The 12,506-nt window shown below is 68.7% G+C and carries 15 protein-coding genes; 9 read left to right on the top strand and 6 right to left on the bottom strand.

Annotated features, from left to right (window positions below; all coding sequences use genetic code 11):
- Positions 1-337 precede the first annotated feature (337 nt).
- Positions 338-631, top strand: coding sequence for a hypothetical protein (locus ACW4E8_RS04500; RefSeq protein WP_456803401.1), 294 nt, complete (start codon positions 338-340; stop codon positions 629-631).
- A 74-nt stretch (positions 632-705) separates the two neighbouring features.
- On the opposite strand, the gene ACW4E8_RS04495 is transcribed toward ACW4E8_RS04500, so the two are convergent.
- Both ACW4E8_RS04495 and ACW4E8_RS04490 read right to left on the bottom strand, forming a co-directional pair.
- On the bottom strand, positions 706-1,317 hold the full coding sequence (locus ACW4E8_RS04495; protein WP_018313710.1) for a response regulator transcription factor: 612 nt from the start codon (positions 1,315-1,317) through the stop codon (positions 706-708).
- Positions 1,314-2,708: an ATP-binding protein gene (locus tag ACW4E8_RS04490; RefSeq protein WP_456803400.1), complete on the bottom strand. Its 1,395-nt coding sequence runs from the start codon at positions 2,706-2,708 to the stop codon at positions 1,314-1,316. Before ACW4E8_RS04490 ends, ACW4E8_RS04495 begins: the two co-directional genes overlap by 4 nt.
- 338 nt (positions 2,709-3,046) lie before the next feature.
- On the opposite strand from ACW4E8_RS04490, the gene ACW4E8_RS04485 reads away from it, so the two are divergent.
- Positions 3,047-3,538, top strand: coding sequence for a copper chaperone PCu(A)C (locus ACW4E8_RS04485; protein WP_456803399.1), 492 nt, complete (start codon positions 3,047-3,049; stop codon positions 3,536-3,538).
- 164 nt (positions 3,539-3,702) lie between these two features.
- Here ACW4E8_RS04485 and ACW4E8_RS04480 read toward each other — a convergent pair whose 3' ends face one another.
- Positions 3,703-4,638 carry a LysR family transcriptional regulator gene (locus ACW4E8_RS04480; RefSeq protein WP_456803398.1) on the bottom strand — a complete coding sequence of 312 codons (936 nt, stop codon included), beginning with the start codon at positions 4,636-4,638 and terminating at the stop codon, positions 3,703-3,705.
- A 93-nt stretch (positions 4,639-4,731) separates the two neighbouring features.
- On the opposite strand from ACW4E8_RS04480, the gene ACW4E8_RS04475 reads away from it, so the two are divergent.
- On the top strand, positions 4,732-5,262 hold the full coding sequence (locus ACW4E8_RS04475) for a DMT family transporter (protein WP_456803397.1): 531 nt from the start codon (positions 4,732-4,734) through the stop codon (positions 5,260-5,262).
- Here ACW4E8_RS04475 and ACW4E8_RS04470 read toward each other — a convergent pair.
- Positions 5,235-5,465, bottom strand: a complete 231-nt coding sequence (locus ACW4E8_RS04470) for a cysteine-rich CWC family protein (RefSeq protein ID WP_456803396.1) — start codon at positions 5,463-5,465, stop codon at positions 5,235-5,237. The two genes, ACW4E8_RS04475 and ACW4E8_RS04470, sit on opposite strands and share 28 nt — an antisense overlap.
- A gap of 355 nt (positions 5,466-5,820) precedes the next feature.
- On the opposite strand from ACW4E8_RS04470, the gene argB reads away from it, so the two are divergent.
- From argB to metW, 5 genes are all read left to right on the top strand, one after another.
- Positions 5,821-6,738 carry an acetylglutamate kinase gene (gene argB, locus ACW4E8_RS04465; RefSeq protein WP_456803395.1) on the top strand — a complete coding sequence of 306 codons (918 nt, stop codon included), beginning with the start codon at positions 5,821-5,823 and terminating at the stop codon, positions 6,736-6,738.
- A gap of 71 nt (positions 6,739-6,809) precedes the next feature.
- The gene (locus tag ACW4E8_RS04460) at positions 6,810-7,748 is read left to right on the top strand and encodes a pyrimidine 5'-nucleotidase (RefSeq protein WP_456803394.1); all 939 of its coding nucleotides are present in this window, start codon (positions 6,810-6,812) and stop codon (positions 7,746-7,748) included.
- The gene (gene slmA / locus ACW4E8_RS04455) at positions 7,745-8,416 is read left to right on the top strand and encodes a nucleoid occlusion factor SlmA (protein WP_456803393.1); all 672 of its coding nucleotides are present in this window, start codon (positions 7,745-7,747) and stop codon (positions 8,414-8,416) included. The genes ACW4E8_RS04460 and slmA overlap by 4 nt, the downstream gene beginning before the upstream one ends.
- Before the next feature lie 274 nt (positions 8,417-8,690).
- Positions 8,691-9,872, top strand: coding sequence for a homoserine O-succinyltransferase MetX (gene metX / locus ACW4E8_RS04450; RefSeq protein WP_456803392.1), 1,182 nt, complete (start codon positions 8,691-8,693; stop codon positions 9,870-9,872).
- Positions 9,869-10,480, top strand: a complete 612-nt coding sequence (metW, locus tag ACW4E8_RS04445; RefSeq protein WP_013955295.1) for a methionine biosynthesis protein MetW — start codon at positions 9,869-9,871, stop codon at positions 10,478-10,480. Before metX ends, metW begins: the two co-directional genes overlap by 4 nt.
- A 10-nt stretch (positions 10,481-10,490) precedes the next feature.
- Here the strand turns inward: metW and ACW4E8_RS04440 are convergent, their stop codons facing one another.
- A complete protein-coding gene (locus ACW4E8_RS04440; RefSeq protein WP_456803391.1) occupies positions 10,491-10,919 on the bottom strand; it encodes a VOC family protein in 429 nt (142 codons plus the stop codon).
- A gap of 66 nt (positions 10,920-10,985) precedes the next feature.
- Here ACW4E8_RS04440 and ACW4E8_RS04435 point away from each other — a divergent pair, with 66 nt between their 5' ends.
- The gene (locus ACW4E8_RS04435; RefSeq protein WP_456803390.1) at positions 10,986-11,576 is read left to right on the top strand and encodes a TetR/AcrR family transcriptional regulator; all 591 of its coding nucleotides are present in this window, start codon (positions 10,986-10,988) and stop codon (positions 11,574-11,576) included.
- On the opposite strand, the gene ACW4E8_RS04430 is transcribed toward ACW4E8_RS04435, so the two are convergent.
- The gene (locus tag ACW4E8_RS04430) at positions 11,577-12,491 is read right to left on the bottom strand and encodes a LysR family transcriptional regulator (protein WP_456803389.1); all 915 of its coding nucleotides are present in this window, start codon (positions 12,489-12,491) and stop codon (positions 11,577-11,579) included. It lies immediately after the preceding gene.
- Positions 12,492-12,506 lie beyond the last annotated feature (15 nt).

Below are 12,506 nucleotides of genomic sequence, written 5' to 3'. Positions count from 1 at the left end.
ACCTCAACCCCTCGAACCGCCCGGTGCGGACCCGCATGCCGGGTGGTGTGGCAGGGGTGTAGCCAGGATGGCTACCCCCTATGCCGATTTGCATGACTTCTTGTATGAGGCGGCGGCCGGCACTGGCCCGGCTTGGCGATCACATGCACGCCGCGTGCAGGGGACGGATTCTGATGTCCATGCGTTTCCACCTGCCACACCCCAGTAATCCTCGTAAGCATTGGTAAGCCCGCTGGCGCGCCCCTGCCTGCCGATGCGACCCTTGCGTACCTTGACGGTCGATTGACCGGTGCGGGAGCCACCGCATCCCCATCAACTCACTGGCAGGAGAAATCAGATGGTCAACTACAAGACCCGGCGGGTAGTGCTCGCCACGGGCGGACTGCTGGCCGCGCTGGCCGCGGCGACCGCGTTCCTGTGTGTGCGTCCGGGCATTCCGGCTGCCGAAGCGGCGCAATCGGGCACGGTCGGTGCGGCCGCTGCCGCGGCGGCGACGCTGGCGCTGGACTCGGGCGCGCTGTTCACGCTGGCGGACCGCCATGCCGGCGATGCCATGCGCATCGCGCAAGGCAGCACGCCACAGGACAGTGCCGAGGGCCTGGACTGGGACTATGTCCAGCTGCGCCTGTAACCCGGACGGCGCTTGCCAGCGGGCATGTAAAAGGCCGCGCCTGTGCGCGGCCTTTTCGCTTGTTGCCGTGACAATTACCGCGACACCGGCCGCTTGCCCAGCTTGCGCTGCAAGGTGCGCCGGTGCATGTTCAGCGCCCGTGCCGTGGCGGAGATATTGCCGTCATGCTCGGCCAGCACGCGCTGGATATGCTCCCACTCGAGCCGCGCCACCGACAGCGGCACCGGCTCTTCCAGCGCGGCCTGCGCCGCATCTTCGGACACGCCCGCCATCAGTGCGGTCAGGATCGAATCGACGTTGGCCGGCTTGGCCAGGTATTCGTCCGCGCCTTGCTTGACCGCCGCCACCGCGGTGGCGATGCTGGCGTAGCCGGTCAGGATCAGGATGCGTGCGTCCGGCAACGCCTGGCGCAGCGGCGACACCAACTGCAGCCCCGATTCCGCGGGCACGGTGCTGCCGGCGTCCGGCGGCGGCTCCAGGTGCAGGTCCAGCGTGACATAGGCAAACTCAATGCGTGATGCAAGTGCCAGTGCGGTGCGGCTGTCGTGCGCCACCTGCACGGCATAGCCGCGGCGCGTGAGCGCGCGTGCCAGGGTGCCGGCAAAGACTTCGTCGTCGTCGATGACCAGGAAGGGCGTGCCAGCCGGTGCGGTGGCTTCGGGTACCGGGGTGAGGGTGTCGGTCATGGGATTCGTTGTGCCGTGGCGGCGGTGGCAGCGGATGCGGAAAGGGTGGACAGCGCAGGCAGGCGCAGTTCGGCAACGGTGCCGCCGCCGGCGCGGTCATGCCAGGCCAGCTCGCCGCCCATCTGCCGCGCGGCGCTTTGCGCCAGGTACAGGCCGATGCCCTGGCCGCCGTGCTGGCTGGCCACCGGGGTTTCGCCCAGTTGGCCGCGCAGCATCTCGGGAATGCCGTCGCCGTGGTCGACGATGCGGAACGACAGCCACGGCGCGGTATTGCCGGGCGCCATGGCGATCTGCAACTGCAGCGGCTCCTGGCTGCGGCTCGCGGCTTGCTGGCTGCGCGCGGCGTTGTCCAGCAGGATGGTCAGGATCTGGCCCACGCGCGCGGTTTCCACCGCCTGCGCGCCGGCGCCCGGCGTGGCACTGGCCTGCAGGCTGGCGTTGGGGTGGCGCAGCTGCCAGCGCTCGGCAAAGGCCGGCAGCCAGCCGTCGATGCGCTGGGGCGCCAGCGTGGCCGGGTCTTCGCGCAGGCGCGCGAGCGTTGTGCGGCACAGCGCCAGCTGCTGTTCCATGGTCTGCAGGTCGGGCAGGTAACCGTTGATTGCGGAGGTGCCGCGGCCCGCGTCGGAGGCATCGGCACGCAGCTCGCCGGCGATGACCGCCAGCGTGGCCAGCGGCGTGCCGATCTCATGTGCGACCGCGGCGGCCTGGCCGTTCAGGTCTTCCACGCGCGCCTCGCGCAGCAGCTGCTCGCGCGCCAGGTTCAGCTGCGCCTCGCGCTGGCGCAGCACGCCGGACAGGCGCGCCACGAACAGCGCGATCATCACCGCGCTGGCGACAAAGTTCAGCCACATGCCGGCCAGGTGGTAGTTCACCGCGTTGTCCGGATTGTGCAGGTCCAGCGGCACATATTCGAACAGCAGCAGCGTGTAGCAGGCGAGCGCGTACAGCGCCAGCGCGATCACCTGGCGCCACGGCAGGATGGCGGCGGCGATGGCCAGCCCCGGCAGGTAGAACGAGACAAAGGGGTTGGTCGCGCCGCCGGTGTAGAACAGGATGGCCGACAGCGCGGTCAGGTCCACCAGCAGCTGGCCCATCAGCTCGGCCTCGCCGGGGGCGCTGTTGCGCCGCGTGTGCTGGCGCAGGCGCAGGCCGGTCAGCAGGTTGAACAGCGCCTGCAGGCCGAACACCACCAGCAGCGGCCCATAGGGCAGGCGGATGCCGGCGATGGGCTCGCAGCTCAGCACGGTCAGCGCCTGTCCCGCCAGCAGTGCCCAGCGCAGCCAGAACAGCCGGCGCAGCGTCACCTGGCCATGGCGGGCGGAGGTGCCCGCCGGCAGTGGCGACAGGAAGGGGAGGTCGGGCAAGCGGGTCACGGCTGCGGCGGTGGTCATGGCGCGAGTGTATCAATGCGGCCGCGGGGCACCGGTGCGTGCGACACCTTGCCGCATTGGCGCCGCGCCGGGCGGGGTGCCAGACTAGTCCACTGAATCACTGAAATTGGTCGGCGCCTGCCATGTCATGCGGGCACATCGCGTCGTTGCAAATGCTCGCAATAGCCGTGCTATTGCTGCGCTTTGCGCCTAGCGCTGTATCCCGCATGACATGTCCTTCACCTCCCATTTCAATGATTCAGCGGACTAGCCGGCTGTGCGCCGCATGGCGGGGTTGCCTGGGGCATGCACGGGCGGGCATCGCCATGGTCTAATGTCTGCTTTCAGGAGAGCCTTTCATGCAAGCCAAATTCCGCTCGGCCACGCTGGCCGCATCGGTCGCCCTCGCAGCCGCGCTGGCGTCCGGCGCCGCGCTGGCCCAGGTCGATGTCAGCAACGCCTGGGTGCGCGGCACGGTGCCGACCCAGACTGCCTCCGGCGCCTTCATGGTGCTGCACGCGCACGACAACGCGAAGCTGGTCGGCGTATCGTCGCCGGTGGCCGCGGCCGAGCTGCACGAGATGAAGATGGAAGGCAACGTGATGCGCATGCGCCAGATCAAGTCGCTGGACCTGCCCAGGATGCAGAACGTCGAACTGAAGCCGGGCGGCTACCACGTGATGCTGATGGACCTGAAGTCGCAGCTCAAGAAGGGCGACACCGTGCCCATCACGCTGAAGATCGAGCAGGGCGGCAAGGTGATCGAGCAGAAGGTCACGGCCGAAGTGCGCGACATGGTGCCCGCTGCCGCCAGCGGCGGCCAGGCCGGCCACGGCGACCACAAGCACTGACCGGCGGCCCGGCCGCTTCAATCCGACATCATGGCCAACAAGCAGCACGGTACCCGCCAGAAGCTGGTCTTTCGCGGCCAGTCGGGGACCGGCAAGTCACCTGCCAGTCCCGCGCTGCGCCGTGAGTCACGGCCGCCGGCGCCGGCCAAGCCAGTGGTGCGCCGTCAGCCGCGCAAGCTGATCGGCTCTTCCGATTCCTGACTGGCCGCCGCGGCCAGCACGCGCTCGCGCAACCAGGCGTGGGCGGGATCGGCTTCGGTGCGCTCGTGCCAGATCATGCTGAAGGTGAAGTCGTCCAGCGCAAACGGCGGCGCGAACACGGCGTAGCGCGGGTCCTCCTCCAGCGCGGCCAGGCTGCGCCGCGCCGTGGTCAGCACCAGGTTGGTCCCGGCGATCAGCGCCGGCGCCACGCTCCAGTGCGGCACCACGCAGGCGATCTTGCGCCGTCCCCCCAGCTTGGCCACCGCGGTGTCGATCGCGTCCATGCGTTCGCTGTGCGTGGCCACCAGCACGTGCGAGCGCGCCAGGTAGGCCACCTGGTCGAGCCGGCCGGTATCGCGCACGGTGGCGGCATCCACTGCGCAGGCATAGCTCTCGCAGAACAACTCCGCGGATTTCACGCCTTCCGGCTGGTGGGTGAACACGCCCAGCGCCATGTCGATCTCGCCATCGGCCACCTGGGCGGTCATGCCTTCGCGGCTGGCCTGCGACACCACCAGGTCGATATTGGGCGCGGCCTTGCGCACCGCGCGCAGCAGCCGCGGCAGCACCACCAGCGCGCCGTAGTCGGACATGGCCAGCCGGAAGCTGCGCCGCGCGGTGGCCGGCTGGAAGCCGCCGGGCCCCAGCAGGATGCGCACCTGCGCCAGCGCCTCGGCCAGCGGGCCGGACAGCTCATGGGCGCGCGCGCTCAGCACCAGGCCGCCCTTGCCGCGCACCAGGATGGGATCGTCGAGCAGCTGCCGCAGCCGCCCGAGCGCGTGGCTGACCGCCGGCTGGCTCAGGTGCAGCCGCAGCGCGGCGCGGGAGATATGGCGCTCGGCCAGCAGTGCTTCGAGCACCACCAGCAGGTTGAGGTCGATTCCGCGTAGGCTATTCATTCGGCGAATAATAAACGTACGAAAGCAGAATTGGAAATTCGCATTGCGATATTTCAAACTGCTGGCATCGCATCTTGCCCTATGGAGCGCGTCATGTCAGGCACCCAGTTGCCGTTTTCCCTCCCAGTTTCACTCTGGCTGCCGCTTGGCACCGCCGTGCTGGCCGGCGCAGCGATCCCCTTCCAGGCAGGCGCCAATGCCACCCTTGGGCGCACGCTGGGGCATCCGCTGTCGGCCACGCTGGTGTCGCTGCTGGTCAGCCTGGCGGCGCTGCTGCCCGTGTTGTGGCTGCTGCGCGTGCCGCTGCCGGTGCCGTCGGCACTGGCGCGCGCGCCGGGCTGGCTCTGGATCGGCGGGGTGCTGGGGGTGTTCTATATTTCGGCCGCGCTGATGATGGCGCCCAAGCTGGGTGCCGCGGGCTTTATCGCCGCGGTGGTGGCGGGCCAGGTGCTGGCGGCGCTGCTGGTGGACCAGTTCGGGCTGGCCGGCTTTGCGGTGCGCGCGCTGACGCCGGCGCGGCTGGCGGGCGCGGCGCTGATCGTGGCGGGGATGCTGGTGATGCAGTGGGGCAGCGCCGCAGGGCCCGGGCCGGCGCCTCAGCCTGCGGCGGAATCAGGTTCCTGAGCCGCTTGCCGGCGCGCTGCCAGGCAGGCCGGACACAGGCAGTGCTGGCCCGGCACGATGCGCCGCGCCGGCAGCAGCGGCTGGCTGGCGCACCAGCACTCGGGCAGCCCCGCCACGTAGCCGCAGACAAAGCCCGCGCCGCAGCGGCTGCAATGTTCGACCGGGCGCAGCTGGCCGGTCAGCACGGCCGAAGCGTCGCTCATGGCTGGCTTCCCGGCGCTGGCGGGAAGTTGGGGATCCGGGCTGGCAAGTGGCGGCTGGCGGCGGGCATGATGGTCAAGGCTGGGGAACGCTGTGCCGCGGCGCAAGCCAAACGGCTGAGGTGGCGGCACGTTGTTGCGTGGACGGAACGCGTTGGTGCCCCGTGGGGCGCTTGCAGGCCGCTTGCAGGCAATTCGCGGGACCACGTTCGGCCGGTTGACTCGCGCCCCGCGCGGTTTCTTGTAAAATCGGCGCCTGCCGTGGCCGGATGGCGCACTTTCGGGCAATCCCCGTTGGTTATCCCTGGCTACGTGGCTGATTAGCCATCATACCTGTTGATTCTCACGGATGTCCCCCATGAACGCCGACAACCCCGGGCCTGCCGCAACCACGGTGGCCACCATTGCTCCCGCGCTGAAAGCCGAGATCCTCGCCGAGGCCCTGCCGTATATCCGCAAGTTCCACGGCAAGACCATCGTGGTCAAGTACGGCGGCAATGCCATGACCGAAGAGAAGCTCAAGCACGGCTTCGCGCGCGACGTGATCCTGCTCAAGCTGGTCGGCATGAACCCGGTGGTGGTGCACGGCGGCGGCCCGCAGATCGATGAGGCATTGAAGAAGGTCGGCAAGGTCGGCACCTTCGTGCAGGGCATGCGCGTCACCGACGAAGAGACCATGGAAGTGGTCGAGTGGGTGCTGGGCGGTGAAGTCCAGCAGGACATCGTGATGCTGATCAACCAGTACGGCGGCCAGGCCGTGGGCCTGACCGGCAAGGACGGCGGCCTGATCCGCGCCAAGCGCCTGCAGATGCCGGACCGCGAGAACCCGGGTGCCTTCATCGATATCGGCTATGTGGGCGACATCGAGGCGATCAACCCCGCAGTGGTCAAGGCGCTGCAGGACGACGCCTTTATCCCGGTGATCTCGCCGATCGGCTTTTCCGACGACGGCCAGGCCTACAACATCAACGCCGACGTGGTTGCCGGCAAGATGGCCGAGATCCTGAAGGCCGAGAAGCTGGTGATGATGACCAACATCCCGGGCGTGATGGACAAGAAGGGCAACCTGCTGACCGACCTGTCCGCACGCGAGATCGAAGAGCTGTTCGCCGACGGCACCATCTCGGGCGGCATGCTGCCGAAGATCTCGTCGGCGCTGGATGCGGCCAAGAGCGGCGTGCATTCGGTGCACATCATCGACGGCCGCATCGAGCATTCGCTGCTGCTGGAAATCCTGACCGAGCAGGCCTTCGGCACCATGATCCGCTCGCACTGAGCGGAGCCTCGGGGCGGTGCCGGCAGCGGCCGGCCGCCCCGAACATCCCATCACCCTCCGAGTTGCCCGGCGTGCCTTCCAGTCTTCCTTCTCCGCGCCGTGTCCGCGCTCGCCTCTGCCGCCGCCCCGCGGGCAATACCTCGGGCGATACGGTCTGGTTGTTCGATCTCGACAACACCCTGCACGACGCCTCGCACGCGATCTTCCCGGCCATCAATCGGCTGATGACCGCCTACGTGGCGCGCGTGCTCGGCTGCGACGAGGCCACCGCCAGCCGCGTGCGCGTGGACTACTGGCAGCGCTATGGCGCCACGCTGCTCGGCATGATCCGGCACCACGACGTGGATCCGGCTGACTTCCTGCGCGCCGCACATGAATTCCCGGCGCTGGCCGACATGGTGCGGGTGCGGCGCGGGCTGGCCGCGCACCTGCGGCGCCTGCCGGGGCGCAAGATCCTGGTCACCAATGCGCCGCAGGACTACGCGCGGGCGGTGCTGGAGATAGCGGGCATACGGCATTGCTTCGAGCGCGTGGTGGCGATCGAGCAGATGTGGGTGCATGGCCACCTGCGGCCCAAGCCGGACCGCCGCATGCTGCGCCGGCTGCTGGTGCAGACCCGCATCGCGCCGCATCGCGCGGTGCTGGTGGAAGACACCATGTCGCACCTCAAGCGCTATGCCGGCACCGGTATCCGCACCGCGTGGGTGACGGGTTACCTGCGCACGATCGCGCCATCGCGCCCGCATGAGGTGCCCGCAATGCGCGACGACGGCAGCCGGCGCGATGCCGCGGTACGCTCGACGCTGGAGGCGGAGGACCGGCGCCATGTCGGCCACGCCGCGCAGGAGCAGTCGGTCACGCTGGTGGCCGCGGAGACCCAGGCACCGCAGGCGCAGCCCGAGCACGTGCCGCGCGTGCGCGCCCGCGTACCGAACCGGCCGGCCTATGTGGACATAAAAGTACAATTGATGCATCAACTCCAACGACGAATGCGGAGAATCGGGTCATGACGCAAAGCAACGGGCGCGAGCCAGAGGCGGTCATTTCAGGCAGTGCGCAGGATGCGCAGGACGGCGGCCAGCCGCCGGCCACGCCGGCGCGCAAGCGCCCGCGCCCGGGCGAGCGCCGCGTGCAGATCCTGCAGACGCTGGCCACCATGCTGGAGCACCCGCGCGGGGAGAAGATCACAACGGCCGCGCTGGCTGCGCGCCTGAGCGTGTCCGAGGCGGCGCTGTACCGCCATTTCGCCAGCAAGGCGCAGATGTATGAGGGCCTGATCGCCTTTATCGAGCAGACCGTCTTTGGGCTGATCAACCAGATCACTGACAAGGAAGAGCACGGCCTGCGCCAGGCCCATGCCATCGTGCGCATGCTGCTGTCGTTTGCCGAGAAGAACCCGGGCATGACGCGCGTGCTGACCGGCGAGGCGCTGGTGGGCGAGCACGAACGCTTGCAGGAGCGCATCAACCAGGTGGTGGACCGCATCGAGGCCTCGCTGCGCCAGTGCCTGAAGGTGGCGGTGACGCAGGCCGCCTTCCCGGCGGATGCCGACATCCCGGCACGCGCGGCGCTGATCATGGCGGCGGTGCAGGGACAGTGGCACCGCTATGCCAAGAGCGGGTTCCGCAAGTCGCCGTCGGACCATGCCGAGGCGTACCTGCGGGTCTTGCTGAGCTGAAAACTACACGCCGGGCCGATTGCTCTATAATTGCCCGGTCGCGCCGATTTGATGACTGGCTTGCGGGCGCGCGGCAGCCAAGGGACCAAGTTCCGGGTTGCCACTATAAATGCGGCTAAAGAGGTTGGGTCGGCGCCCCATGCCACCACGGTAGTGGATGGCGCCGGCACGCGGAATTCCGCAAGGAATCCAGTGAATCCCGACTTGGCTGCGACGCTTCATACGCAAATGCCGGTCGGGTTTTTTTATGCCCGTTCGCCACGGGCCGGATTCCATGACTGATGTCGCCCTGCCGACCGCCGCGCCTGCCGCGTTCGACCTGCCGCCCGATTCGGTCGGCGTGGTTGCGCCGCAGCGCATGCACTTTGCCGAGCCGCTGAAGCTGCGCAACGGCTCGTCCATTGCCGGCTACGACCTGATGGTCGAGACCTATGGCACGCTCAATGCGGCCCGCTCCAACGCGGTGCTCGTGTGCCACGCGCTCAATGCCTCGCACCATGTGGCCGGCGTCTACGCCGAAGACCCGCGCGACGTGGGCTGGTGGGACAACATGGTCGGGCCCGGCAAGCCGCTCGATACCAATCGCTTCTTCGTCATCGGCGTCAACAACCTGGGCTCGTGCTTCGGCTCGACCGGCCCGATGAGCCTCAACCCGGCCACCGGCGCGCCCTACGGCGCGGCGTTCCCGGTGGTGACGGTGGAAGACTGGGTCAATGCGCAGGCGCTCGTGGCCGACGCGTTCGGCATCGCGCAGTTCGCCGCGGTGATGGGCGGCAGCCTGGGCGGCATGCAGGCGGTGGCCTGGAGCCTGATGTACCCGGAGCGCCTGCGCCATTGCATCGTGGTCGCATCCACGCCCAAGCTGTCGGCGCAGAACATCGCCTTCAACGAGGTCGCGCGCAGCGCCATCCTGTCCGATCCCGACTTCCACGGCGGCAACTACTACGCGCATGGGGTCAAGCCCAAGCGCGGCCTGCGCGTGGCGCGCATGATCGGCCATATCACCTATCTGTCGGACGAGGACATGGCCGAGAAATTCGGCCGCGAGCTGAAGACCGACGACATCCGCTTCTCGTTCGATGTCGAGTTCCAGGTGGAGAGCTACCTGCGCTACCAGGGCGACAAGTTCGCCGAGTACTTCGACGCCAACACCTACCTGCTGATCACGCGCGCGCTCGACTACTTCGACCCGGCGCTGGCCTTCGGCGGCGACCTGACGCGCGCGATGGCGCAGACCCAGGCCAGCTTCCTGGTGGCGAGCTTCGGCACCGACTGGCGCTTTGCGCCCAGCCGCAGCCGCGAGCTGGTCAAGGCGCTGCTGGACAACAAGCGCCCGGTCTCGTACGCCGAGATCGACGCGCCGCACGGCCACGATGCCTTCCTGCTCGACGACCCGCGCTATCACGACCTGATGCGCGCCTATTACGACCGCATCGCAGAGGAGATCGGCGCATGAACGCCCTGGCCAATCCCAATATCCTGGCGCTGCGCCCCGACTTCCGCGCGATCGCGCGCTGGATCGAACCCAACTCCACCGTGCTCGACCTGGGCTGCGGCGACGGCAGCCTGCTGCGCGTGCTGCAGGACGAACTCGACGTGCAGGCCTACGGCATCGAGATCCGCGACGAAGGCGTGCTGGCGTGCGCGCAGAAGGGCGTGCATGTCATCCAGCAGAACCTGGAAGGGGGCCTCGCGCTGTTCGAGGACAAGAGCTTCGATACGGTGATCCTGTCGCAGACGCTGCAGACCATCCACAACACCGCGCAGGTGCTGCGCGACACGCTGCGGGTGGGGCGCGAGTGCATCGTGTCGTTCCCGAACTTCGGCTACTGGCCGCACCGGCTGTCGGTGTTCCGCGGCCGCATGCCGGTGTCGGAATCGCTGCCCTACCAGTGGTACAACACGCCCAACGTGCGCGTGCTGACCATCAGCGACTTCGAAGCGCTGGCGCCCAAGGTCGGCCTGCGCGTGATCGACCGCGTGGTGATGCACGAGGGTGTGACCGTCAACTGGGGCGGCAACTGGCGCGGCAGCCTGGCGGTGTACCGGGTCTGCGCGGCCTGAGCCAGGCGCGTCAGCCGGGCAGCGCGCCCGCTTCGTACTGCACGGCAAACTCCCCCGACGGCGGGATCGGCTTGATGATGTCGATCAGCACGCCGTTCGGGTCGGCGGTAATGAAATGCCGCTGCCCGAAGGCCTCGTCGCGCAGCGGCAGCAGGATCGGCAGCCCGGCCGCCTGCAGGCGGTCATGGACCGCATCCGGGTCTTCCACCTCGAAGTTCAGCAGCAATCCCCTGGCGCACTGGCCCCGGGCCGGGGCGGGGATGGTCTCGTGGCTGCCGTCCAGCACCGCGAGGTTGACCGACGCATCGTCAACCAGTTGCAGGTGCACGTACCAGTCGCTGGTGAACAGTGCCACAAAGCCGAAATGACGCTGGTAGAACGCGGCCGTGCCGGCAACCTCGCCGGTCATGATGACGGGGTAGTAGCTGGTGCCTTTCATGAAATGCTCCTCTTTCGTCCAAATACATGCAGTCTGTATGTAAATTGATATTAAGATACAGGCTGCATGTATGCAAGGAGGCAATGCGTGGCCCGATCCAACCGCGAACGTACCGAGGCAACCCGACAGGCGCTGCTCGATGCCGCGCGCGCGCTGTTTGTCAGCCGTGGCTATGGGGAGACCTCCACCCCGGACGTCTGCGCCGCCGCCGGCATCACGCGCGGCGCGCTGTACCACCATTTCGCCGACAAGCGCGACCTGTTCCGGCACGTGCTGGCGGAGGAGGCTGCTGCCGTGGCGGACGATATTGAAGCTGCGGCGCCCGCAGGACTCGATGCCGCGGACGCCCTGATCGCCGGGGCGCAGGCCTACCTGGAGGCAATGACGGTGCCGGGCCGCACGCGCCTGCTGCTGGTGGACGGGCCGGCGGTGCTGGGACTGCGCGAAACGCTCGCGCTGGACGACGCCAACGCCGCCCGCACGCTGCGCGAGGGGCTGGATGCCGCGGGCGTGGACCCACAGGGCGACGTGGCACCGCTGCTGTCGGCGGCGTTCGACCGTGCCGCGCTGGAGATCGAGGCCGGGGCCGATGCCGTGCGCGTGCGCGGCGCGATGCTGTGGCTGCTGCGCCGGGTCCTGGGTCAGTCGGCGGAGTGATCAGCGCGGCGCGTCGCCGGCGGTGCTGGCCAGGTGATCGACAAAGGCGCGCACCTTGGGCGGTACATGCCGTGTGGGTGTGTAGACCGCGTAGGCCGTGCCGATGTAGGGCTCGAGGATGTCCCAGTCGGCCAGCACGGTGACGACCCGGCCCTGGTCCAGTGCATCGCCCAATGAGAAGTCCGGCACCAGCCCGATGCCGGCATCGCGCTCCACCATGCTCATGATCGCCAGGCTGTTGTTCAGCGTCAGGCGCGGCGGGATGCGCACCTCCACTTTCTCGCCGCCAGCCTGATGGCGCATGGTCCAGCGCTCACCGAAGTTGCCGTAGCCCAGGTACAGGCAGCGTGCGGCGGGCAGGTCGGCGGGCGTGGCCGGCGTGCCGTGGCGGGCCAGGTAGCCGGGCGAGGCCACCAGCCGGTAGCGCACCTCGCGCAGCGGGCGCGCGGCCAGCCCGGGCGCCAGTTCGCGCGCGATGCGTACGGCCACGTCCATCCCTTCTTCGACCAGGTCGACCATGCGGTCGGCCAGGGTCAGCTGCAGGTCCAGCCCCGGGTATTTGGCCAGCAGCGCCGGCAGCCGCGGGGCCAGCCAGGCCTGCCCGAACGAGACCGGCGCGCTGACGCGCAGCACGCCATGCGGCGTGCCGCCGTGCTCGCCGGCCAGCGCGGTGACCTCGCGCGCGGCGGCGGTCATGCGGGCGCAGGCGGCGTAGACCGACTGGCCCAGCTCAGTCAGCGCAAACGCGCGCGTGGTCCGCTGCAGCAGGCTGGCACCGAGCGTGGCTTCCAGGCGGGAGACATGCCGGCTGACCGCCGATGGGGTCATGCCCAGGTCGAGTGCGGCAGCCGAGAAGCTGCCGCACTCGACCACGCGTGCAAACACGGCCATCGCATTAAGTGGCATATCCGGCATTGCGCGTCCCCATCC

The sequence above is a fragment of the Cupriavidus sp. CP313 genome (assembly GCF_054072015.1).
This window is presented reverse-complemented; position numbering and strand designations above follow the sequence as displayed.

Bases quoted from the DNA above. Each gene is read 5' to 3' on its own strand.
- ACW4E8_RS04500 (WP_456803401.1), top strand. From the start codon at position 338: ATGGTCAACTACAAGACCCGGCGGGTAGTGCTCGCCACGGGCGGACTG.
- ACW4E8_RS04495 (WP_018313710.1), bottom strand. From the start codon at position 1,317: ATGACCGACACCCTCACCCCGGTACCCGAAGCCACCGCACCGGCTGGC.
- ACW4E8_RS04490 (WP_456803400.1), bottom strand. From the start codon at position 2,708: ATGACCACCGCCGCAGCCGTGACCCGCTTGCCCGACCTCCCCTTCCTG.
- ACW4E8_RS04485 (WP_456803399.1), top strand. From the start codon at position 3,047: ATGCAAGCCAAATTCCGCTCGGCCACGCTGGCCGCATCGGTCGCCCTC.
- ACW4E8_RS04480 (WP_456803398.1), bottom strand. From the start codon at position 4,638: ATGAATAGCCTACGCGGAATCGACCTCAACCTGCTGGTGGTGCTCGAA.
- ACW4E8_RS04475 (WP_456803397.1), top strand. From the start codon at position 4,732: ATGTCAGGCACCCAGTTGCCGTTTTCCCTCCCAGTTTCACTCTGGCTG.
- ACW4E8_RS04470 (WP_456803396.1), bottom strand. From the start codon at position 5,465: ATGAGCGACGCTTCGGCCGTGCTGACCGGCCAGCTGCGCCCGGTCGAA.
- argB (WP_456803395.1), top strand. From the start codon at position 5,821: ATGAACGCCGACAACCCCGGGCCTGCCGCAACCACGGTGGCCACCATT.
- slmA (WP_456803393.1), top strand. From the start codon at position 7,745: ATGACGCAAAGCAACGGGCGCGAGCCAGAGGCGGTCATTTCAGGCAGT.
- metX (WP_456803392.1), top strand. From the start codon at position 8,691: ATGACTGATGTCGCCCTGCCGACCGCCGCGCCTGCCGCGTTCGACCTG.
- metW (WP_013955295.1), top strand. From the start codon at position 9,869: ATGAACGCCCTGGCCAATCCCAATATCCTGGCGCTGCGCCCCGACTTC.
- ACW4E8_RS04440 (WP_456803391.1), bottom strand. From the start codon at position 10,919: ATGAAAGGCACCAGCTACTACCCCGTCATCATGACCGGCGAGGTTGCC.
- ACW4E8_RS04435 (WP_456803390.1), top strand. From the start codon at position 10,986: ATGTATGCAAGGAGGCAATGCGTGGCCCGATCCAACCGCGAACGTACC.
- ACW4E8_RS04430 (WP_456803389.1), bottom strand. From the start codon at position 12,491: ATGCCGGATATGCCACTTAATGCGATGGCCGTGTTTGCACGCGTGGTC.